Annotated in this window: 13 protein-coding genes; 4 read left to right on the top strand and 9 right to left on the bottom strand. The window is 51.5% G+C overall.

Features of this window, described 5'->3' with window-relative positions; all coding sequences use genetic code 11:
- Window positions 1-53 precede the first annotated feature (53 nt).
- Window positions 54-1,016: a hypothetical protein gene (locus K9N57_09480; GenBank protein ID MCF7804408.1), complete on the top strand. Its 963-nt coding sequence runs from the start codon at window positions 54-56 to the stop codon at window positions 1,014-1,016.
- Between the two features lie 94 nt (window positions 1,017-1,110).
- On the opposite strand, the gene K9N57_09475 is transcribed toward K9N57_09480, so the two are convergent.
- On the bottom strand, window positions 1,111-2,085 hold the full coding sequence (locus K9N57_09475) for an aldo/keto reductase (protein MCF7804407.1): 975 nt from the start codon (window positions 2,083-2,085) through the stop codon (window positions 1,111-1,113).
- A gap of 101 nt (window positions 2,086-2,186) precedes the next feature.
- Complete coding sequence (locus tag K9N57_09470) at window positions 2,187-2,726, bottom strand: DUF309 domain-containing protein (protein MCF7804406.1); 540 nt, start codon at window positions 2,724-2,726, stop codon at window positions 2,187-2,189.
- Window positions 2,727-2,942: 216 nt separating this feature from the next.
- Here K9N57_09470 and K9N57_09465 point away from each other — a divergent pair, with 216 nt between their 5' ends.
- From K9N57_09465 to K9N57_09455, 3 genes are all read left to right on the top strand, one after another.
- The gene (locus K9N57_09465) at window positions 2,943-3,923 is read left to right on the top strand and encodes a hypothetical protein (protein ID MCF7804405.1); all 981 of its coding nucleotides are present in this window, start codon (window positions 2,943-2,945) and stop codon (window positions 3,921-3,923) included.
- 49 nt (window positions 3,924-3,972) lie between these two features.
- On the top strand, window positions 3,973-9,603 hold the full coding sequence (locus K9N57_09460; protein MCF7804404.1) for a pyridoxal phosphate-dependent aminotransferase: 5,631 nt from the start codon (window positions 3,973-3,975) through the stop codon (window positions 9,601-9,603).
- A 108-nt stretch (window positions 9,604-9,711) separates the two neighbouring features.
- Window positions 9,712-10,230, top strand: coding sequence for a ferritin (locus tag K9N57_09455; GenBank protein MCF7804403.1), 519 nt, complete (start codon window positions 9,712-9,714; stop codon window positions 10,228-10,230).
- A gap of 396 nt (window positions 10,231-10,626) precedes the next feature.
- Here the strand turns inward: K9N57_09455 and K9N57_09450 are convergent, their stop codons facing one another.
- The 7 genes from K9N57_09450 to K9N57_09420 all read right to left on the bottom strand — a co-directional run bounded on the left by K9N57_09450 (window position 10,627) and on the right by K9N57_09420 (window position 22,076).
- Window positions 10,627-11,883 (bottom strand): aminopeptidase P family protein, encoded by a 1,257-nt coding sequence (locus K9N57_09450; protein ID MCF7804402.1) that lies wholly within the window; start codon window positions 11,881-11,883, stop codon window positions 10,627-10,629.
- A gap of 380 nt (window positions 11,884-12,263) precedes the next feature.
- The gene (locus K9N57_09445) at window positions 12,264-13,163 is read right to left on the bottom strand and encodes a proline dehydrogenase family protein (protein MCF7804401.1); all 900 of its coding nucleotides are present in this window, start codon (window positions 13,161-13,163) and stop codon (window positions 12,264-12,266) included.
- A 214-nt stretch (window positions 13,164-13,377) separates the two neighbouring features.
- Window positions 13,378-16,731 carry a CPBP family intramembrane metalloprotease gene (locus K9N57_09440; GenBank protein MCF7804400.1) on the bottom strand — a complete coding sequence of 1,118 codons (3,354 nt, stop codon included), beginning with the start codon at window positions 16,729-16,731 and terminating at the stop codon, window positions 13,378-13,380.
- Between the two features lie 338 nt (window positions 16,732-17,069).
- Window positions 17,070-17,303: an Rdx family protein gene (locus K9N57_09435; protein MCF7804399.1), complete on the bottom strand. Its 234-nt coding sequence runs from the start codon at window positions 17,301-17,303 to the stop codon at window positions 17,070-17,072.
- A gap of 3 nt (window positions 17,304-17,306) precedes the next feature.
- Window positions 17,307-19,904 (bottom strand): M1 family metallopeptidase, encoded by a 2,598-nt coding sequence (locus K9N57_09430; GenBank protein MCF7804398.1) that lies wholly within the window; start codon window positions 19,902-19,904, stop codon window positions 17,307-17,309.
- A 209-nt stretch (window positions 19,905-20,113) separates the two neighbouring features.
- Window positions 20,114-21,367, bottom strand: coding sequence for a hypothetical protein (locus tag K9N57_09425; GenBank protein ID MCF7804397.1), 1,254 nt, complete (start codon window positions 21,365-21,367; stop codon window positions 20,114-20,116).
- 4 nt (window positions 21,368-21,371) lie between these two features.
- Window positions 21,372-22,076 (bottom strand): ABC transporter ATP-binding protein, encoded by a 705-nt coding sequence (locus tag K9N57_09420; GenBank protein MCF7804396.1) that lies wholly within the window; start codon window positions 22,074-22,076, stop codon window positions 21,372-21,374.
- Between the last annotated feature and the right edge of the window lie 278 nt (window positions 22,077-22,354).

Raw genomic sequence — 22,354 nt, 5'->3', positions numbered from 1 at the left:
CAAAGTTGCGGGAAACCGCGCTAACATCTACATTGCACCAAAAACAGGAAAATATGGACGTCATATATACTAAATCCTCCAGAGAATACAAGGGCAACGAAGTCCCTGAGGGCCCATATCGGCTCGAGGGCGTTCGTCGAATTGGACGGAAAGTCGTTCCTGAATTGGATGCCGAATCTTTGGCAAAATTAGTGCATTCTTCGGATCACCTGGAAAAGATTGAGTCGGCTGGAAAGCACAACCGGATGCTTGCGGAAGTCTTCACCGACAGCGTTACCTATCCGGCGGCGCTCAAGTCTGTGATGCTGGCCGCCAAAGCCGCTCGTGAGGGGCACTTCGCGTGTACCCGGCCGCCGGGACACCATGCCACTGAAGACACTGCCAAGGGATTCTGCTTTCTCAACAACATCGCAATCGTCTCCCGTATGCTGTCCAATGATGGTAAGCGGGTCTGTATTTTCGATATCGACGGACACCAGGGCGACGGCACTGATCACATCTTTTTCAATGCCGGCGAAATCCTGTTCATCTCAATCCATCAGGAATTCGCCTATCCGTATTTTTACCTCGGACACGATCCCGCCGCCGGATACGACGTGACAGTGGACCATCGGGGTGAAAACACTGCCGAAGGCCTTCATTACAATATGCCAGTCCCTGAGAACAGCGGGGACGACGTTTTGCTGGATTTTACCGACCGGATGCTGCCGGTAATTGAATCGTTCGATCCGGATGTCATCGGCATCTCAGCCGGATTCGATGGCTACCATCAAGATTCGCTGCTGAATCTCAATTATTCACAATCGGGTTACCATGAATTCGGAAAGCGGATCGCGTCGCTGGGAAACGAACTGTTTGGTCTGCTTGAAGGCGGTTATCACTCTGACGTTGTCGAATGTATCGAAGCGATGGTGGCAGGAGTTAATGGAACGGAATATACGCCGGAGGACGAGTTGAGTGAGTCATCGGAAGAGGTGTTTGAACGATATAGGGAATATGCGGAGCGGCGCATATAATACCCCGGGCTGAAGCCCGGGGCTATTCATTATATAGCATGTTAACATAAATTCCGAGAATAGCGCTTCAAGCGGCCATCCGCTGTCTTTGTCGTTACCACGCATACGCTTCCGGTGCAGTGCCTCCGGGTCCCGGCCAGATCTCGTCCAGTTTTTCGCGGATATCGTCGTTGAATTTAAAATCCAGCGCCCTGGCGGACGACTCCAACTGTTCTAATGTCCGTGGACCGACAATCGGTGCGGTCACGGCAGGCCGATCCTGGAGCCATGCCAGCGCAACTACCGCCGGATGTTCTCCGAGTTCTGCGCAAAAGGTCTCGTACTCTTTCAGTGCCTCTTTATGCGGCTCAAACCAATTTTTCGCGCGATCGGTGGTACGGCGGCCTTCAGAGACTTCCGACATTCCTCCGGCGAGCATACCGCTGTTCAATGGGCTCCACGGGATGAGTCCCAATCCGTATTCCTGACAGGCGGGAATCACTTCCAGTTCGATGTTCCGATTTCCCAGGTTGTAAATACTCTGCTCAGACACCAATCCCATAAAATTGCGTTTGGATGCCAGTTCCTGTGCTTTGGCGATGTTCCATCCCGGGAAATTGCTGCTGCCAACGTACAACACCTTGCCTTCCCGTACCAACTGTTCCATGGCCTGCCAGATCTCCTCCCACGGCGTGTTTCGATCGATGTGGTGCATCTGGTACAAATCCAGGTGGTCCGTCCGGAGCCGCCGGAGACTGTCCTCGCATGCTTTTTTGATATGATATGCGGAAAGTCCCCCATCGTTGGGGCCGCCGTCCGCCATGGATCCGTATACCTTGGAAGCGAGCACAATTTCATCACGTCGGGAAGAATCTTCCGCCAACCATTTACCAATAATCCTTTCCGTGGTGCCTTTCCCTTTGCTCCAGCCGTAAACATTAGCGGTATCGAAAAAGTTGATTCCCAGTTCCCGCGCCCGGTTCATAATGGCAAAGCTGTCTTCTTCGCTGGTATGTGGTCCAAAATTCATTGTGCCAAGACAGAGTCGGCTGACCTGCAATCCGGTACGACCTAAATAAGTGTACTCCATAAATCCTCCTTCATCTTCACTTTCGATCAATTAATGAAACAAAGTAGACATCATTTCGCATTGCAATCAAGGAAACAGTCCGGAATTGTATTCCGGAAAACTCATTGCGGGAGCAATCGCTCTGTAAAGATTGGTTTCGGCTCCCAGGGATCCGGCTGGCTGTCAAGGTCCGGATGTCCGCCAATATCTCTGGCAAACTCCACTAATGTTTGCAGTGAAAGTCCGACGTACTTTTCGATGCCCCTCTCCTGGAAATTCCTGAAAATTTCACCCGCATCACCGGAATGCTTCGTTTTGCCATGTTCATTCCGCTGGCGCATCTTTACACCGGCCGCTGCGAGTTTAATGAGTCCCTTCAGGAAATCCCCGGCGCCGGTGGTATGCCCTGTCGCATGCCACAATCCCTCCCACTCCTCGTGTGCTTCCCAGTAAAAGCCATGGTTGAACAGATCGATCCCAAAGAGATAAGAACCGGATTGTTTCCAATTTCCGGGATCAAGTGATGCCGGTGAGGGTTCCGGCTTCCCATAGGAATGTCCTTCAGGATCATTTATGGGGTGGGGAGCCTCTCCCGGTATAAAGGTATATTCAGGTAGATTTCGGTCCGGTACAAATCTCGGAATACTTAATTTTTCGCGCATCGGTTGGATTTGTTTCTATCTTGACTTTTCACTAGAAAAAACGTTATCCGTCGTGGAGGAGACAATCAACTCCTAATATCTCCGGAATCTTTGGAAACTTCCGCAAAAATCGGTGGAAAAACTGTGTACAAATAACAGAAATATCGGTAGTTTCAAGCGGATTTTGATTTTGCGTAATTATTTTTGAAGCATGTTTAATGGTGAGGAGAATTTTCCATGGAATTGAGCATTGCGATAGTTGTTGCGATTATCCTTATTGTGGTGCTGTTCGAATACCGGATTCGTCGTCCGGATCAAATTGTGCTCGGGGAATCCGACGGTGACATAAGTCGTCGCCGTATGCCGATTTATCCACGGCACTTTTCGCTTGCACTACCAACGCATGTCCACTCATCCGTTCTGGAGATTGAAGCCGAAGCCACCGGAAAACTGGCGGTGTTTGTCAAGTTATCTGCCTCGGTAGCTGCCGACCAGGATCACCTGCCGGCGCTGGTGCGTGCCGGCGGATGGCAGGAAGATGCCGTGTCCCAGGCGGCGGGTGAGTTCGAATTGCTCTTGCAGTCCAAAGTGCGGGCATTTACCGAGAACCACGAAATCGAAGAGCTTACCACGGAAAAACTGTTCCGCTATCTGGATGAACAGATTGGAGACCGGGTCGAAGAACTGGGGCTGGAGGTGATCTCCGTCACCGTGCAGGCCATTGAACCGGTCGATGAGGAGATAGCCACGGCCATGCGTCAGCGCGAGTCCGCCCGCATCAAGGAACAGACCGAAGTTACGGAACAGGAAGCGCGTATCACCGCCGCCCAGTCGCGGATCAAAGCGGACGAGGAAATTGCCCGTTCGGAGCACAAACTTTCCATGGAAAAACTCGACTTGCAGGAGCAGAAGGAAGATCGGGAATCGGCGCTGGAGACCAAGCGCGTGAAGGAAGACATCGAGCGCCGGAAGATGCAGTTCGAGCTGGACGCGAAGGAAGTTGAACTGTTCAGGGAGAATCCGGAGCTGCTGATGCTGACGCCGCAAATCGCCCGGCTCGCGGAAGCCAGCCAGAACCTAAAGAACGCCAAAACCGTGGTTTCGCTCTCCTCCAAGGATTTTGACGAAGAGACACCGCTCATGCAAACCCTGCGGAATCTCATGCAGAATCTCGGGCAATCCGTGGGAAAGGACAAAACTTCCGATACGGCCGAATAATGTCGGCTCGGTCTGAACCTCTTTAAACCAAATTACTTAGTAAAGTCAGATGAACCAACCATCCACTACACCCGGTTCGTTGGAATATTTTCGCCTTCGGCCGCTCAAGGCCGTCAAGGTCTCGGATATCAGTGAGACCACAGCAAACGCGCCCGTCCCGGCGGAGAAAAAGGTCAATTTCCATATCGGTCATCCGGTATACGACAGCCGACTTCTGGATATATATGCCTCATTGGTGTCCGGTTTACCGAAAAATGTCCGGCATCAGAACGGTGATGCGCTCAGGGGATCACTAGAAAATACTCTGTGGGAAGAGACCGATGAATCCACACTCCGGCTTCTGTATGAGGCGATGGAACAGAGCGTCCAATATATCCCCAGAGGTGGCTACTCCGGAAAAAAACCCAACCGGCTCGCCGAACTGGTCCGGGGCTGGCTTGAGGACCACCAGCGAGAAGGACTGGATTACGGTCTGGGCGGAGAATCCGAACCCCGGGAAATCGTATTCAGCGCCGGTGGGCAACAGGAAAATATGCGGGTGCTGTTTCATGCGCTTTCGCGCACACTCATCCAGACGCCAGCGTACATATTTGCCCATGGCAATACCATACCGAAACATCTGACAAGCTTTGATAATCTGGTATTCCCGCAAACGCCAGCGGATGAGTTAAAACTCCTCGATACTCTCTCTGCACACTTTAACTCACTTCCGGAATCACCGCACTTTCTGGTGCTATTCAGGATTCATAGCGAAAGCGTCCGCCGGGAACTTCGCCGGATGAGCCTCGACTATCCTCTGTTTTTCATCGAGATGAACGATGCGCTGAATCATCATTCTTTGGCCAGAGAAGCGGGTATGCTGAACCAGGTGCTGCGGTTCATCTCTCCATCTGCCATTCATTCTTCCATAACCGCGGATTCTCTCAACATCGTCGCCGGCTACGCGGAATTTGTGAAACTGTTCGAGACCATTCACTTCCAGCTCAAGGGCACGCCCTCCGGAGCGGAAATCGTCCTCCTCACCACACAGATTGAACGAGCTTTTTCAGGAGATTCCGGAGGACCTGAATCAGAGGAAAATAGTCAAAAGCAAGTCGCTGATCCGTCATCGATCACAGAATTTGAATATACAGCAGAAGTGGCAGAACGATTTGGTAGCAGGATTCAAGACATAGTAGAAAGTCGAGCGGCAAAGGCGGAATCGCTTGTTGAGCGGCTGGCTGATACCAGCGATCGTTTGGGACGCTCCGTACTCCCGGAGGATGCAGGTATTTCCGATCCGCTCATGGGAATGGATCGACATGAAATCGTTGAAAAATATGTTCACGGTAACCCCGGTTTCAGCGCCGGAGAGATCACCGAAAGTCTGCTGAGTCAGTTCTTACGGCATCATCCGGAATACGAATCCGAATCAGCCGCTGTCGTCAGCGGCTCTGCGAGGACAGCGTTGAGTCTCCTGGGATTCCACTGCGGAATTCGTGAAGCCGTGGTACCGGACCTGAGCTGGACGTACGAGCACTGCTTCCCCTCTGTGGAGGCGGTATCTCTGGGTGAAAATCTGACATTGGATGCCCGCGCCATCATCGATCATATCAGAGGAAAACTGGAAGCTGATCCGGAATGGCGGGAGTACGGCGCATTTGTCCTTAACAATCCGCATAACGCCAGCGGCAGGGTATTCGAATCCTCAGAAGTCAAACTTCTGCTCCGGTGGCTACTCAGCCACGATATCACCGTGATTGACGACCTGGCTTACGAAAATCTTGGCCCGATGGAATCTCTCAACGGTCCGCCAACGATGCGTGCCCTGGCGAAGGATCTTAAACGGAGCGGTCATATCCGGGCGAGCCAGCTCCGGAACCTGATAACCGTTCACTCCCTTTCCAAAACCGACTGCTTTGCCGGTGCGCGGTTGGCCGTAGCACATATCCCTGACAAAGAGATTCTCGCGCGGTTTAGCACAATGAATGCCGGCATCGTACCGAACACATTTGCCGTGCTCATCGCTTCCCTGTTTTACCGGAATCACGAGGAAGATATACGTCAATTCTGGCAAATGAGGAATACTATTTTACACGATCGCCTCCAGGCGCTGTTGGATGCTCATGAAGCGCTGCCGGAAGAACGGAATCCGTTTGGCATTCGTATCCGTGCACCGCAGGGCGCCATGTACCCGCACCTCACCATCGACGAATTGCCCGCGGGCATCTCGCTGGACTGGCTGGGTATCGGTCTGGCCACCCGCGGTATCGGCCTGGTTCCGCTCACCACTTTTGCGAGAACATCCGAAGGGTTCGATCTGGCGCGCAAGAGCTTCCGCCTCACCCTGGGCGGCGCTGATCCTGCGGAAGAACTCCGGCATAAAGCCCGGCGGGTACTGATCGACCTCAACCGGCTTATCAGCGAAGAAGCCGCCAATTATAGCAGGGAACCGCTTCCGCCGCCGGTTCGGAAATCTCCCGGTTCCAATCATTTCGATCATGCTGCAAACCGCTGGAATGAACTATCCGCGAGACTCGCCACGCTTTCCAAAGAAAAAATAGCCGGAGAGCTTCGGAAATTTTCCAGAGAAATCGATACCGAGCGGTACGCGGCTATTTTTTCCCGGTCTCATCTCCCGGAGCGACTTGAAACGCTGACGACACAATTCAAAGACAGAATGGAGATGGCCCAATCGCTGGTGTCACAAACAACCAGTCGGAATAAGGAATCCGTTCTCAAACAACTCGAACGTGAGTTAATCCCGACATCTCTGGATTCCAAAGAAGAAAATTTCAGGAATCGGATGTTCGACCGGACCGTCCATCCCACGCAGATGAACTCGCTGAAGGTGGATATACTGGCGAACAAACTGTTTCAAAGTCTACTCAACGGGGAGCGGATTCCTGAGCACCGACCGGACGAAATTTCGGACGAACTCATCGAAGAATATCTGGGCACAAATGTGCCGCTGCTTTCCAGGGAGGAGATGAGCGAACTGGTGAACGATCTGCGCATGATGGTCGGCACTGAGGAGTATGCCCGGCTCCGGTATAACCTGGATATGCCGCTGTTGCTCTCCTTCTGGGGTGACTGGGACGGCAGTACCCGGCCATCGGGACAGGGACACCGTCTGGCGGCGGCCGCCCTGCTGGAGAACGTTTCCCAACTTTCGGGGATATTACAATCTCTTTCGGAACGGGATAAAACCATAGAAATTTCCACAGAACTCCTGGATGACATCCGGAGGCTGGATGCCAGTAAGCGCGAATTCTGGGACCTGCTGAATGAAATCACATCGCTGACCAATCAGTTGGAAAAGCGCTACCAGCAGGTGTTACCGTTCGGCGTGCAACCGGGCAAACTCCGGAAACTCGGAATGCGACTCCGGCTGGCCAGGGATCCGGTCAGGGCGCTCTGGCAACATAATGATCGGTTAGAGCGCAAGATGCGTAAACTCCGGGATCAGCGCCGGGAAAACCTGGAATACTATTTTGCGCTGAACCAGCGATTGCGGAAGACGCTACGGAAAAATCTCGACGTATTGGAGCAACACCTCGAGGATCCGGCGGTGGCTCTTAAGGCCGGTACATACCGGGATATCCTGAAACGCTTCGTGTTAACCCCGCGCATTCACCAAAAAATGATCCTGGCACAGGACCAGTTTGCCATCGATGCCACGGTGCACAACATCACCGAAATCAACGAGATCGCCGGGAAGTACGGGCATCCCGGCCTGGTGATGGCGTTGCAGATCAGCATGTCCGACGAACCGGAGGCGTTCATATCTTTGGAACGAAAGCTCCGGTCCCGTCGCGATGAAGTCCTGCGGGACAATCCCGGACTCGACCTTCCGCGAATTAAGGTGGTGCCGCTTTTCGAGGATGTGGATACAGTGCACAATCTGGAGTCGTATCTGGACAGCGTGTGGGATTACGCCGGACACAGCCGGAAGCTCGACCAGTCTCAAATTCAGCGATTCAGCGAGATGGTCTGCGAGCTGTTCGTGGCCGGGTCGGATCTGAGCCAGCAGATGAGCCAATTGGCCGGAGCCGAGCTGTACAAGGAGGCCAAGCACCGCGCCATGCGCTGGCTTACAAACCACGGCCTGGTCGGGAACATCCGGATGAAACTGGGCAGCGGCGAACCGATGCAACGCCAGGGTGGCTATTTCGACGGCAATGCCGGATTGCCATCAACTGAGATATCGCGCCCGGATGCGCTACAGCTCAAACGCAACCTCTCGGAAGCCGGGCGCCGGAGTCTCGCGTATGCGCGGAGTCCACTCCGGGGTGTCTGGGCCGGTGGCGAGTTTCGGACGTTCCAAAGTAATGTATTTGAACGGCTGCGGTCACTGACCAATAACCAGCGAATCGAGCTCTTTCACCACGTGACGAAATCCCAGCAGTCATACGAAGAAAAACTGGCGCGTGCCTCCGAGCCACTCGTCAATACCCGCCTGGAATTCAAAGAACGCGGCGCCCAGGATCTGGAGATGCTGACGCGGGGCCACCAGAATCCGGTGTACGAGGAATTAACGGATCTCATGACCAATAACTTCCGGCAGATCCTGTACGGACGGCCGGAAGATGTGGTCGGCATTCACGTAATCTCCTATTTCATCGCGCGAACCACGCCCTCACTCAGGGATCGCCCGGTGGTTCGTCCCAGCCGTGACAGCGACGAAAACGTGGGACAGCAGATCGTTCAAAAGATTGCTCAAACCCTCCCGCTTTCGCAACACGGCAGCCTGCTCCGTGCTATCGGGCACAATCGTTCCCAGACTATGGTACTGGGCATTAATCAGCTGACTACCGGACTCTTCCGGGCACTCCGGGAATTCCAGGACTCCCGCACAAGTGACAACGAGGGACTGGCGCAAATCCGGAAACATATCCTCCCGCAACTGCCGGTGTACGATATTCTTCACACGCTCCGAATTTATCAGGATACCGAACTCAAATACATCGGCCAGATGGAGCCACTCTTTCCGGCCAGCAATTCGGCATTCTCCGCTCTGCATGAGGATTACGCGGCCATGCAGCAGTATATCAGACCGCTGCAAAAAGAGTTGTTACGGCGTCAGGGACTCGATCCGGATGAATTTTTCACCGGGAACGGCTTTAATCTGGAACTCCTCCAGTTCTTCCGCCCGGATCTCGCCGTACTTCTCCAGCCTGACCTGTTCAACACTTCTCTGGAATCACTTATTCCAAAGAGGAAATCAGCCGGGCGCTCCAACGGAAAGTGGCAGGTTCACATGGAAGACCTGCTCCGGATGCCAGGCCGTATCAGGGAATGGCGCGCGAAAACATGGAACCTGGTTGGCGAACCGATCCGCGAGCAGGTGGAACGATTTGTGGAGCTGGCACATGCCATCCAGACACTGACCCAGCACGAGGACGCCGGTGGATCCCGGTTTACCAGCGATCCCACTCAAGCGGTCCGTCTGGGCTCACAGGTGACCGATCTGCTGAAAAATGTGCAGGACGACTCCATGCGACAATTTTTACACACCGTGGTGCAATATCTCACCCAGATCCCGGAAAACGTTTCCGAGGTACCGGTGGATGTAATCCGCGCGCTCCGGGACGTGGAGCGCCTGGTCAAAATTGAAGAGCAGGCGCTGGACCAGGAGGAACAGACACTGCTCCGGTTTTATTTGCTGCAGATGGCACGGCTCGCCGGAGAGAATGGCTGATCTCCATCTCCCTGGGGTAATCTTACTCCACCTTTCAACTGATATTCAAATTTCTGTTAATTATATTAAGACCGTTGGAAGATAATCTTTACCAAGAGGAGGAAATTGATGATTTCTGATAAAATTGAAGCGTTGCTCAATGATCAAATCGCAAAGGAATTTTATGCTTCGCATTATTATCTCGCGCTGGCGTCCTGGTGCGATACCCAGGGCTACGAAGGCGCTGCCCACTTCTTTGTCGCACAGTCCAATGAAGAGCGGGAACACGGCATGCGGATTTTCCACTACGTGAACGACATGGACGGACATGCCGTTGCGCCTGAGATTGAAAAGCCGCCGGTGAAATTTGAATCGTTCGGCTCGACTTTTGAGAATGCCCTGGAGCAGGAAAGGCAAAACACCAAAGCTATTCACGAAATTGTGGATGTCTCCCTGGAAGAGAAGGACTACAGCACCTATAACTTTATGCATTGGTATCTGGACGAGCAGGTGGAAGAGGAAACATTGTTTAAGGGCATTCTTGACAAACTGAACATCATCGGTGATGACAAAAGCGGCTTGTACATGCTGGACAAGGAACTTGGACAACGTCAGGGCGCTCCGGCTGCCGGCGAGGGTGAAGAATAACCTCTAAAGAATAGCACGCAGCCCCCGACAGGCCGGAGTTCGCGAAAAAACGGATGAACGCAGAGTGATTCTGCGATCACTAAGCAACATTGGGGGCTGAAGCCCCCAAATAGAAACGGCATTCCATTCCCCGCCATGAATGGCGGGGCTACTCATATTTATTGACACCAGACTGTTCAGGATATGCTGTTGCAGGTGGATATCCTGTTGTACATACTTTTTTTGTCACAAACCCGCTATAGAGATTGCCGGAATTCCAGGCGCTCGCCCCGGGAATTTGCAAGTAAAAAGAATAATGCCAAAACCAACTTCATCTGTTCAGGTTTATTCTTATCAGAAAACTTAGTTTTATCTGTGATAATCCGTTTTTTCAGCGTGTATCTGCGTGCTATTCTTTTATCCTGCCTGTGACTCAACCGCCTCCACATCTTTGGGGATGTCTTCAGACAGTACACGGCAACCGTCTTCGGTAACAAGTACGTCGTCCTCGATACGAACACCGAGTTGTTCTTCCTGGACATAAATCCCCGGCTCAATAGTGAGTATATTGCCCGGCTCCAGCGGTGGCTTGGTGCTGCCTACGTCATGAGTATCCAAGCCCAGGAAATGGCCAATGGAGTGCATATAATATTTCCCGGTCTCCTCCTTATCACCGATGAGTTCCAAATCCATTAACCGATCGCCAAGCATATCTTTGGCCTCCGCGTTTAGTTCCTTCATCTTCACGCCAGGCTTCACCGATTCAATGATTGTCTTTTCAACCGATAATACGGCTTCATAGATCTCCCGTTGCCGATCGGTAAAAGTACCGTTCACCGGAACTGTTCTCGTGATATCTGCACAGTAGTGGGAGTACTCTGCTCCTACGTCAGTCAGGAGCAGTTCGCCATCATTTACCTGTTTGGAGTTGTCGATGTAGTGGAGTGTAGCCGCGTTAATCCCTGACGCGATAATCGGCTCGTACGCATACCGGCGGGCGTTGTTTGCGATGCAATGATAGGCTAGTTCCGCTTCCAGCTCATATTCCATGACTCCCGGAGATAACCGTTTCCAGATAGCTTCCAGCGCCTTCCCAGTGATTTCTATGGCCTGCTCGATCAGCTGGATCTCTTCCGGCTGCTTAATCCGACGGAGATCGTGAGTGATTTTACCCACCTTTACGATATCCAGCGCCGGGAGAGATTTGCGGACTTTCCCGACAAAGGCGACATTTTTTGACGTCCCATATTTGAACCCCAGGTCATCGTAATCCGCGTAGAGTACCTCCCTGTCCCGCTGAGCGTGGATGAACGTATCTTCAAAACTTTTTTCCCATTGGATGTATTTGGCGTCGATACCACTGATTTCTTCGGCGGTCTCCTTGTCCAGCATGGTGCCTTCCCAGACCTCTTTGGACGGGTCCGGTTGCGGAATAAACAATGTTGTCGTCTTTCCTTTGGCATCCTCCGGATGCATCATCAGGATACAACCCGGCTTTTCCAGTCCGGTAAAATAAAAGAAGTCGCTGGACTGCCGGAATTGATGGAACTGGTCCACGCTGTTTACGACCGGCGTCGCTGCATGGAAGACAGCAATGCTCTGCTCTTCCATCCTGGCGATGAACTTCTCTCGATTGCGTTCGAAAAATGTGGGGGTTAGGATGGGATCACGCATGTTACTCCGGTGTTATAGAGTTTAAGTTATGGTATTATCGTTGGTAGTCGCGGCTCGTTCGACCAAGCTCACGACTGGTTTAGCCGCGCTTTTGTTCGTTGTTTTCATTCTATGCTCTTCATTCAAAACGAAAAACCGCTGAAGCGGTTACTACCAACAACTTTCTCCTATTGTGTTGTGAACTAGAAAATTGGATATTCAATCTGTTCCGTTCTCCCTTCTCCCTGCACCTTTCTCCCATTTCCATTCAGCTTTTCAAGGTAGAATCGAGTAAGAGTAAGATTATGATTATCCCAAAGGGATCCCTATGGGAAGATTAAGAAAAACCCTACTCTCTATACCCTTATACCCCTATACCTTATACCCCGTTACCGGTTTCATCACTTAAAAAAGTCCTTCACCACGTATCCGGCAATGTCGGGATTTTCCTTTAGGCGGCGGGAACTGTATGCGTACCAATCCTCGCCGAACGGTACGTAAATCCGAACGGTTTTCCCTTCATCCACCAGCGGCTCGAGGATATGCTCGACCGGCACTCCTAACAATGCCTGGTATTCGTATTTATCCTCAGAAATATCTTTATTATCGATATAGGTCCGGAAATGATCGATCAAAAACTCATCATGGGTGGCAAGCCCGATATATCCACCATTGTCCAGATAGATCTTCCCGAGTTTAATGAAGTTTTGTCGAACCTCTTCTTTTCCCTGGAATGCGATTGACGGGGGTTCCTTATAAATCCCCTTGCAGAGCCGGACGTTGATATCCTGCTCCAGCAGCCGATGCATGTCTTCCGCTGAGCGGTGAAGATAGGCCTGAATGACGGCTCCGATTTTTTTGTATTCCGCATGCGCCCGTTCCACGATTTGTAGCGTATCCTCGGTGACGCTGGAATCTTCCATATCTATTCGGATGAAGAGATCGCTCTCCCGGCCCAGCTCCATAATCTGATGAAAATTTTCCCAGCAGAACTCCGGATCGATACTCAATCCCAGCTGGGTCAGTTTCACCGAAATCCCGGTGCGGATCTCCGGGTGCTGCCCCAACTCCCGGATTAACTCCTTGTATAGTCGCAACGGTTTTTCGGTCTCCGCTTTATTCGTGATGCTCTCACCGAGTACATCCATTGTTCCGAGAAAACCGCGATTATTCAGATCATAGACCTGCTGGATTCCATCCTCCAGCGTCTCTCCGGCCATATAGCGTTTTGCCACCTGGCCTATCAGGAAATTCGGCGCCAGGGGCATCATACCAACAATCAGTTTATTCAACCAATTCACAGGTGCACCTCCGGGGGGATTTGGACATTCACGATGTCATAAACTTCTTTGGAAATCTGAGTGCAACTTTTATTCCCGCTTGGGAACATATCATTTCAGATATGAAAATCTAAGAAAATTAACTAGTTATATCGGGAAAAATATGTATAGAAAAATTAAAAGCCCCTCGAGGTTTCCCATCTCTGGCAAAATCGTTCTTTGCATGATGATTGGACTACCCGTTTTCATCCCGGTGCCTGAGGGCGTCAGCAAGTGTCCAGAACCACAGTATCGAAAATATCGCAAACACCACTATTCCATGAATGATATAGGCCGAACCATTCTGCATGTAGAGTTCATATCCGAATCTTAGTCCCAGCAAATAGAGGGGAATCATGAGATAGGAGAGGTAATTATCGCGCATATAATACCACCAGATTGCGCCACTCCACAGAAGTGGGAGCAGCGTTAACAGTGCTTGTAGCCCCCATTCGCTCCACGTCAACATCCGGGGTGGCACCAGTGCGAGGAAAACCAACACCACCAACAGGAAACGTAGCAATCCGTGGTTAAAATATTTATTCCAGATGATGGTGAATAGTCCAAGTCCTACTGCATACAATAACCCCTGGGTGAATGCGCTGCCAATGGCACCGAATGCCGGTATCGTTGAGCTCAGAAACGTCGGAATAGTGTCCGTCGAAAAAAGTGCCAGTGCCGGAAACTGGAGTTTTATCCAGGATTGAATTTCGGTCAACCCAACAAATCCCAAAAGCGCGATCAGCACCGTGAACAGGGAATCTCTGGCAAACACATACCGTTCCGGCGCCTTCCACGCCAGGAGGCTCCCGGGGTAGTACAAACGGGCCAGGGCCGTACCAAGCAGAATTATCCCCCCGTACACGATCCCTGCCAGAATCAGCGAAATAACCAGTCCGATCTGAAACTGAGACCACGGTATAGTCGTGGTATATTCACTCACCAGTACGCTCCAGCGGTTCAGCTGAGTCAGCACCACCAGGAGAGCGACGATAATTCCGATAACAATTGTTGGCCGCCACTGAAAAGAGTCCGTATTTCTGAGTTTGACAATGAGCAGTACAATGCCGCTGATGCCAAAAAGTATCAGCACCACGATCCGGCCGATGTTATGGAACGTCCGCCCCAGTGTTTGCGCTGTCCGGGTTCGGAGCCACTCTTCCGGCAGTTTATAATCCCGGATAAATTTACCGACTTCACCGCCGGTGACGGACATCCGTAAGAGTGCTTTTCCCTGCCCGATATTGGCCCAAAACGAATCGCGCCCCTCGAAGGTTATTTCGTAGTCCAGCCGATTTGGCCGGGCGTTTTGCTCCACGCTACGGATCGTGTACATACTCGTATCCACATCATTGGAAACAAGCCAGGCAAATGCCCGATCCCGCGCCTCCAGTTCCGTAAGCGAATCGCCCGGTGTCGATTCTGAGACAATGTGCTGAAACGCCAGCAACTCGCCGGTATCCGGGTGGTAATGCAGCCGGTACTCTTCCTTTTCCAGCGGGTGGAAATAACGAATCCGCCAGTACTCGGGATAGAGGAGATCCTCCAGCACCATCTGTGCAGAATCGACGGTGGTATTCTCCAGAAGATACTTCAACACCTGGGCGCGATTTCCTGAGGACATGGTTACGGCTCGCCGGAAGGCCTCAGCCGAATCGGTACGGGACTTGAGCCACTGGTGTCCGTCCTCGATAATTTCCTGTTTGCTGATTTTTACGTTCACGAAATCGGTGGGGCTCTTGCTGGACAGAAAAATACCGGAAAACAGAATTAACCCGGCGACAATTCCGATGCCGATTTTGCGATACGAGAGTTTGTTATACCGTATTTCGAATTGTTTTGGCTCACTGGGTGGTCTGGGTGGGGCCGATCCTTCGTCCTGGTTTGTCAGCGATTGTGACGGCAGGAATCCGCCGTTACGAAGATAAAAAATTCCTGCTATGACCAACGGAATCAGGAAGATCCCGGTGGAGATGGCGCCAGAGGCGATAAAGTACGGATCGCCGCTTCTGAACAGGAGGAATGCCGTATAAAGGGCATCGACGGTATAGTGCCAGATGAGCGCAGCGACAATACCGAATCGGAGCATTACATATCCGATAATGACGCCGGCCACACCGACCTCCAGCCCGCGGATATAAAATGGCTGATTCGGGTAAGCGGCGTGTCCGAACCCCCAGATGAGCGCCGGAATAAGCACCGCCAGCCAGCGGACCTTTAAATATTTTTCCAGAAATGGGATGGAAAACATCCGGGAGATAAATTCTTCTGATACAGCGGGAAAAAATCCCATCAGCAGGACAAAGATCCAGGGGATTGCCGTGTTCAACAGCTCCGAATACGGAATATCTGCCGGTGACCAGGCGCCGAGATTTGCAGATATGAGGTAGAATACCGTCTGGTACGCCATAAAGAAACAGGTCAGCACCAGTCCGACGACGATAGCGATGAAGAATTTTTTCGTTTTGATACCGCGAAGGGTGAAGGCCTTGCTTACAGAGAGTTTATCACCGTAGCGCTCCCGGTAGAGTGGTTCGGCCGCCGCAGTCAGGAAGAATATCCCACCGCCAGCCAAAAGTGCCTGTAACAGACTGAGCAGGATCTCCTGTGTGAGAAAATCACCGTATGCATCGGTTGTGGAATAATTGTATAGCGTGATCGGCAGGGAATTCAGCTGGCTGGCCAGCATGAGCACAAACGCCACCACGCCGAATTTCAGGCCGGTTTTCCATTTGATGTCGCCAAGGCGGGACTTCTGGATTAAGACCACGAGCATTACGAGGACGGTCAATAATAAAAAGAACGACGCCACCTGTCCGGTGGTGTTATTTGCCGATCGAAGCTGCTGGTATTCTCTCGACCATGCCTCCGGGACTTTCAGGTACTCCCGGTATCCCCCGAATTCATCTCCCTTGATGGTGACTTCGTATCGGTAATCGGCATTTGAGTCACCAGAAATGAGATCGGTACGTCGCCAGGTAAAGGTATGATCCGTTCGGTTCGGCAGTTTTTCGGAGGCGTGCTCCAAAAAGGTCAAATTCGTCAGCGATCTGCTCAGCGTTGAGGTCATCGTCTCTTCAGCCAGTGCACGGGCCTCCCGCTCACTCAGATGCGCGTCTCCGGCATCTTCCGGTAACACATGGTCGTACCGTATAATCGCACCCCGCGGGCTGACGGCAACCTGAAATTCTTCCTTTTCTTTGGACTGATACCAGCGATGATTCCACCGCCAGATTCGTATAGACCCGGAAAGCAAGTCGTTGGTCTCTTCCAGTCCCTGGGTACGCTCCAAATAGATTTTGGCCTGGTTATCGTAATCGAAAATCGAAGCATGTTTATAGGGAGATATTGTAAAGCCCAGCGTTTCGAGAAATTGCTGCCCGATAGTCTCCGACGCCTCTTTATCGACCTCAAATCGGATACTTGCCTCAGGAAATGCGTCGTCGAAATAGACCCAGGTGACCACAATGGAAACCAGAGCTATGGCGACAGCCACAAATAGTATGCGGACATCTTTACGCTGGAACTGTTCTAACTGTTGTTGATCCATGAAATAGTATTGATCGGTAAGAATTTAGAAAAGTGTCCCCTCGGCTCCAGAATATAATGCGTCGTGAGGTTGGAGTGAACAGCTTTTTTCTGCCTGGGGAGGAAACAGGTTTTTATTGCGATGAATTATTCGGGACAAAATAATATAGAGTGCTATCCCCCCTGAACAGCGGGTTCAACAGGAATTATGAGTTCCATCTTGAACCGGATTACTCCGGTGAATCTTCGATAATCTTCCGCTTAAACCCGCTTCGCGGCCTTTAAGCGGAAGACTATACCCATACCCTTTATCTCTCTGTACCATGCATTGTATACTCACTTTTTTCGGATTCCGATCAGTTACAACCGCTGGCGGATCATATCAATGATTGCATCTTCTCCTGGGAACGATCCGGTCTGTTTCTTGGAATATTCCAGGCTTCCGTTCAATTCGATTTCGAAGACGCCTCCCCCGGAAGGCAGCAAGGTCAGTTCCTGAATCCGGGTGCCGAAGGTTTGTAATATGTTTTCCGCCAGACCGGCGGCTTTTGGGAGATAGTTTCACTCGTTACAATATTCGATGCTGATGCGCATAAACTATTTCTCCTTTTCATTGTTTAATTGTGATTCAATTTTTTCCAGCCGATCAACCAGTGACATCCGTTCCGTCCGCAATTTCTCCACCTCATCCTGAAGCTCCTTAACGGCTTTGCTCTGTTGTTGGCCCTTTTGAATGGTCCGGGCGGCTAACAATGCCGTCCGCTTCAGCATCCCGTTACCCTCCTGTTCGGCGTAATCCTTCAGTTTGGTTACGGTTCCAAGATCACTTAAATGCTGTAATCCAGCCAGGACACTCATTTTCACCCTGAAGTGCTCTTCGGGTGTCAACAGGTCCAACAGGCGCCGCTTTGCCGTGTCGTCGTCCTCGCCCATTTTTCCCAGAGTAACTGCAGCGGCTGCGCGGGCGAGTGGAGATTTACCTCGCTGAGTGAAGGATACTAATTCGCCGATCGCCTCATCATTTTTGAGTTCGGCGAACCCATTGAAGACGCCGGAGCGAATAACTTCATTAAAAGATTCTTTTCCAAGGGATGACTTCAGTATTTCATACACGCCATCCGCTCTGGTTTTTCCCAGTGATGTATTGGCCGACGATTCGACGAAATAACTGGGATCGGATTTCGCCAGCGGACTCAAGGCCTCTGCCGTCTCTGCATCATGGTAATTCCCCAGCGCCTGAACTACCGCCCGACGGGTCTTAGGGTGCTCGAGATCTAAGGCGGAGATGAGATGGTCTCGTGCTCTGGTCGTTTTTACTCCTCCCAGAACCTTGGCGATTTCCGCCTGCACCCCCCAAAATTCTTCCTCCTGCAATGCCTTCCCCAACGCATCCACGACCTTTGCCGACGGATCCTTTTTCAACGCCTGCGCTGCATCTATCCGGGCCATTACATCGGTGGCGTTCATCAACTGGGAAAGCAGCAGTTCCTGCGGCACCTGGAGTTTTGTCTGCTTAAGTATCCAGTACTCCGGATCGAACAGAAACTGCTCCGGCTTCTGCTCAAGATTAAAATAGAAAACCTGTTCTTTTTCATTGATCCTGAGAGACTCGGAGACTTCATCCTTTGGCAGCACAAACCGTATCTCCACCGGAAAGTCGAATAGCGGGGTGTCATCCTCGATTTCATGTGTCTGTTTCACAATGACCTTTGCCGTCCCCGAATCGCCATTTTCATCCGGATTCCAGGTGTAATTCACCTCCAGCTCAGGATAGCCGGCGCCGAATACCCACTGGTCGAAAAATTTCTTCATATTACGGCCGGTTACATCCTCAATCGCCCGGATGAGATCAATGGTCTCCACATTCTGCTGTTGGTGCTTTGTAACGTAATGGTGCATTACATCCCAAAAGGTCTCGTCACCCAGTTCGCATCGAAGCATGTGAAGCACCAGCGAACCTTTTTCATAGAGATGCCGATCAAACACATCGATGGGTTCCCGGTATTTATCAACCACAATTGGCCGGCGATATTTTTTGGAATCCTCACCAAAATACCGGGTGGCGTTCTCATGCAGGGCGTACCGAAACTCATCATCGCCCTTATCGTGCTCTCGATAGAGCGCCTCGAAATAGGTAGCAAAACCCTCATTTAGCCAGGCATGGTTCCATTCTTTACAGGTGAGCAGGTCGCCGAACCACTGATGCGCCAGTTCGTGCGCTACAAGCGGCTCACTCTCAAAATCCAGGTGTGCCCGCTCGTCATGGAGCGTCAGCGCGGTCTGGGTGGTCGCCGTGGTGTTTTCCATCCCGCCGAAAACAAAGTCTTCCACAGCGATCTGGGCATATTTTTCGTACGGATATTTAAAATTCAGCTTCTCCGAGAAAAATTTGACCATATCCGGCGTCTTCCCGAACGAGCGTGCACCCTCTTCTTCCATGCCGGGTGCCACATAATAAGAAACAGGAATATCCTCGTAATAATCGGTGTGTTCCACGTACTCGCCCACCACCAGACTGATGAGGTATGACACGTGAGGAATTTCCTGCTTCCAGTGATAGGTTTTCTCGCCGGATTCCTTATTATGAGTCGTCTCCAGGAGTTTTCCGTTGGAGAGCGCGAAATATTTTTCGTCCACGGTGACAATGATTTCGCTGGAGGCCTTTTCATTGGGATAATCGAAGCACGGGAACCAGTACTTGGAGTCTTCATCCTGACCCTGGGTCCAGACCTGCACCGGCTTGTCCGGATAATCATCATCCGGGAGGACGAAATAGAGTCCCAGCCGGGGTTCAACCACTTTGTATTCGACGAGAACTGTGGACTCGCCTCCGGCCTCTAACTTCTCTGGCAGATTAATAATAAGTTTGGATCCGGTGTGCTCAAATTCCAGAGATGTTCCGGCGGAATCGCGGACCGACCGGATTTCCATTTCCGCCGCGTCGAGCGTTAACCGCGACAAATCGTCCCGGATGGCGGTAAATTGTGTTTCGCATTCGCCGAACATGATTTGGTTGTTGATTTCAAAGGACAGAGTGAGTTTAATGTGGGTAACATCCACCTCCCGGTCCGGCGCATACTGCCTTGGTGTCCCGGGCAGTTCGAAGGGCTGCCGCCCGGAGCTATTTTGGTCATTTAGCATCTCCGACAGCATTTGCTCTAGGTGCTGATCGTACTTGGAATAATTGCAGGCCATAGTCTCTCTCAGTTGTTAAATGCGTGGAAAATTCAGGAAACAGAAATAGGGAAAATCCGGGAAAATGGCAAGGTGAAAACGGCAAAATAGCACGCAGTCCCCGACAAGTCGGTGAACGCAGAAACAACGGATGACCACAGAGTTAAAATTACGGGTAAGATCAAGAAATAACTCGAACACCAAAACACTTGAACACTCTAGCACTGAAGTCAGAAATACACCCGAAACGACGTATAATACATATCCGGGTAGGCGCCGAATTCGGAGCGGAGAAGAGGTATGCGTTCTGTGGAAATTTCAGGTCGGCGACCAAGGCCAAAGAAGGCGCCGGCGCCGAGGTAGACATTCTGTGAAATATTATATTCCAGAGATGGTGCCAGAAAAACAGAGCGATCACCGGTGTTGTACAGTGCCTGGCCCGTTAGTGAGATAAGTGGTGTGTATTGATAGGTGAAACCCGGCGCTATATAACTTTTCCCCAGGAGATAAACTGCGCCATCCCGATACGCAGGAGTTGAGAAGAGATCCAGGTAATTCTGCTCAGCGTTAATACCGGCTTCGCTGTAATGGTATTCGATAAAGCCGTAGGATTTCCCGGTAAAGCTGTAATCCAATCCCATGGAACCGCGAAAATAGTTATCCACATTCTGAAAGGTGAGATCATCGAAAGGGCTGTTCAGCACATACGCCGCTTCTAACCAGAAACCGGCATCGCCCAGCGATCTGGCGAAATCCGTGCCGAGCAGGAGATGTTCCTGAAACTCCAGCAGGAGCAGAGAGACATCAGTCTCCATGGCATAAAATTTCGTCCTGGCAAACAGGGCACTTTCGTCGAAGGCAAAATCTTCGCCGGCAACATACCCGAAGTCAAATTCTCCCATGAACCCGATGGGAATCCGAACCCGGATGGCATCCACACCAGTGCGTTCCTCGGTGTCTAATTCCTCGTAGGTAAACGGTGCAATAATATCGGTGGGATTAATCACCCGTGCGCTGCCCCAGGCAATGGCCTGGCGTCCGATGTAGACGTCGGCGTTCTCCAGCGCGACGCTCACGAATACCCGATCCAGGTTCTGATACAGGCCGACGCTTTGCGATTGCCCCCGGTGCGGATAGACCTTCCGGTTCAAATCGAACGCGCGATACTGTTCCGGATTCACGTTAGAGGAGAGTAACATTGACTGATTGAAGAGTCCCGGATCCTGAACCCGGGGGACGAAATTGTACGCGCCATGAAATCCGACACCGTCGGTGAACTGATACGACAATTTCAACCGTACCCGGTTGGTCACCATGCCCCGGACTTTTTGCTCCGGAACCCCTGGTGGAGCACTGTAGTACTCAGGCGGATTGAAAATCACGAAAAAATTTTTATAGTATCCGCTGAACTCCAGGCCATCGACAGCTCCTCCCATCGCTGGGAAAAGAATTGTTAGCAGCAGAAGGAGCGGTCTGCGCATCATAGTTTTAACTCCGGACTTCATCACTGTCCACCTGGCCATCCTTGAGCCTGACCAGCCGCCGGGCCCGCTCCATAATGAGTTCGTCGTGGGTTGAAAAGACGAAGGTCATGCCGGTCTGTTCGTTCAGGTCACGCATCATGTCCAGCAGTTCGGAGCCTGTCTCGCTATCCAGGTTGGCGGTCGGCTCGTCAGCGAGAATCATGGAGGGCTGCGCCACCATCGCCCGGGCTACTGCCACGCGCTGTTGCTGTCCACCGGAGAGTTTTGTGGGGAGTCGATCTTCGAAGCCGGACAGCCCGACCTGGCCGAGGATATCCAGGACCCGGTGATGGCGTTTCTCCTTGGGCACGCCCTGAAGCAACATGATATACTCGACGTTCTCCTCCACAGAGAGGACCGGAATCAGATTGTACGCCTGGAAGATAAACCCGATGTGATCCCGGCGGAAGTCGGAGAGCTCTTTCCCGCTCATCTCTGAAACCAGATTCCCGTCCAGCCAGATTTTGCCCTTCGAAGCGGTATCCAGACCGGAGACGACATTCAAAAAAGTGGTCTTCCCGGAACCGGATGGACCGACGATGGCGGTGAATTCGCCCTTTTTTATAGTCAGATCGATCCCCCGTACAGCGTGAACAGCCACGCCGTTATCTTCGTAGGTCTTCTCCACGCCATCTGTGACGATGACGTTGTCGGTTTGTGATGAGGTCATGAGCCTTACATCCTTTACTTAGTGTCAAAGTGCTCAAGGGTTGTTATAGTTTTAGTGTTGGTAGTCGCGGCTTCAGCCGCTTTTTGTTAGTTGTTAGTTGTTTTGAGGCAAATCATTAATAAGCATTCAATTTCCTTTCAAAGCACTGCTATTTTTTCCTACAACCAACAACCGACTACAAACAACAAACAAGTTTCCCCTTCTACATACTGCCTTTCCCTCTTAAACAATTCTGATTAAGAGTAAGATTATGATTAAGATTAGGATTAGGAATCGAC

It is taken from the genome of Candidatus Neomarinimicrobiota bacterium (assembly GCA_021734025.1).
Lineage (GTDB): Bacteria > Fidelibacterota > JAANXI01 > JAANXI01 > JAANXI01 > JAANXI01.
Note: the sequence above shows the minus strand (reverse complement) of the source record. Positions and strands in the feature narration are given on the sequence as shown.

Excerpts from the sequence above, each read along its gene's own strand:
- K9N57_09430 (MCF7804398.1), bottom strand. The coding sequence starts at position 19,904 with ATGGCCTGCAATTATTCCAAGTACGATCAGCACCTAGAGCAAATGCTG.
- K9N57_09465 (MCF7804405.1), top strand. The coding sequence starts at position 2,943 with ATGGAATTGAGCATTGCGATAGTTGTTGCGATTATCCTTATTGTGGTG.
- K9N57_09440 (MCF7804400.1), bottom strand. The coding sequence starts at position 16,731 with ATGGATCAACAACAGTTAGAACAGTTCCAGCGTAAAGATGTCCGCATA.
- K9N57_09420 (MCF7804396.1), bottom strand. The coding sequence starts at position 22,076 with ATGACCTCATCACAAACCGACAACGTCATCGTCACAGATGGCGTGGAG.
- K9N57_09450 (MCF7804402.1), bottom strand. The coding sequence starts at position 11,883 with ATGCGTGATCCCATCCTAACCCCCACATTTTTCGAACGCAATCGAGAG.
- K9N57_09460 (MCF7804404.1), top strand. The coding sequence starts at position 3,973 with ATGAACCAACCATCCACTACACCCGGTTCGTTGGAATATTTTCGCCTT.
- K9N57_09475 (MCF7804407.1), bottom strand. The coding sequence starts at position 2,085 with ATGGAGTACACTTATTTAGGTCGTACCGGATTGCAGGTCAGCCGACTC.
- K9N57_09480 (MCF7804408.1), top strand. The coding sequence starts at position 54 with ATGGACGTCATATATACTAAATCCTCCAGAGAATACAAGGGCAACGAA.
- K9N57_09425 (MCF7804397.1), bottom strand. The coding sequence starts at position 21,367 with ATGATGCGCAGACCGCTCCTTCTGCTGCTAACAATTCTTTTCCCAGCG.
- K9N57_09455 (MCF7804403.1), top strand. The coding sequence starts at position 9,712 with ATGATTTCTGATAAAATTGAAGCGTTGCTCAATGATCAAATCGCAAAG.
- K9N57_09470 (MCF7804406.1), bottom strand. The coding sequence starts at position 2,726 with ATGCGCGAAAAATTAAGTATTCCGAGATTTGTACCGGACCGAAATCTA.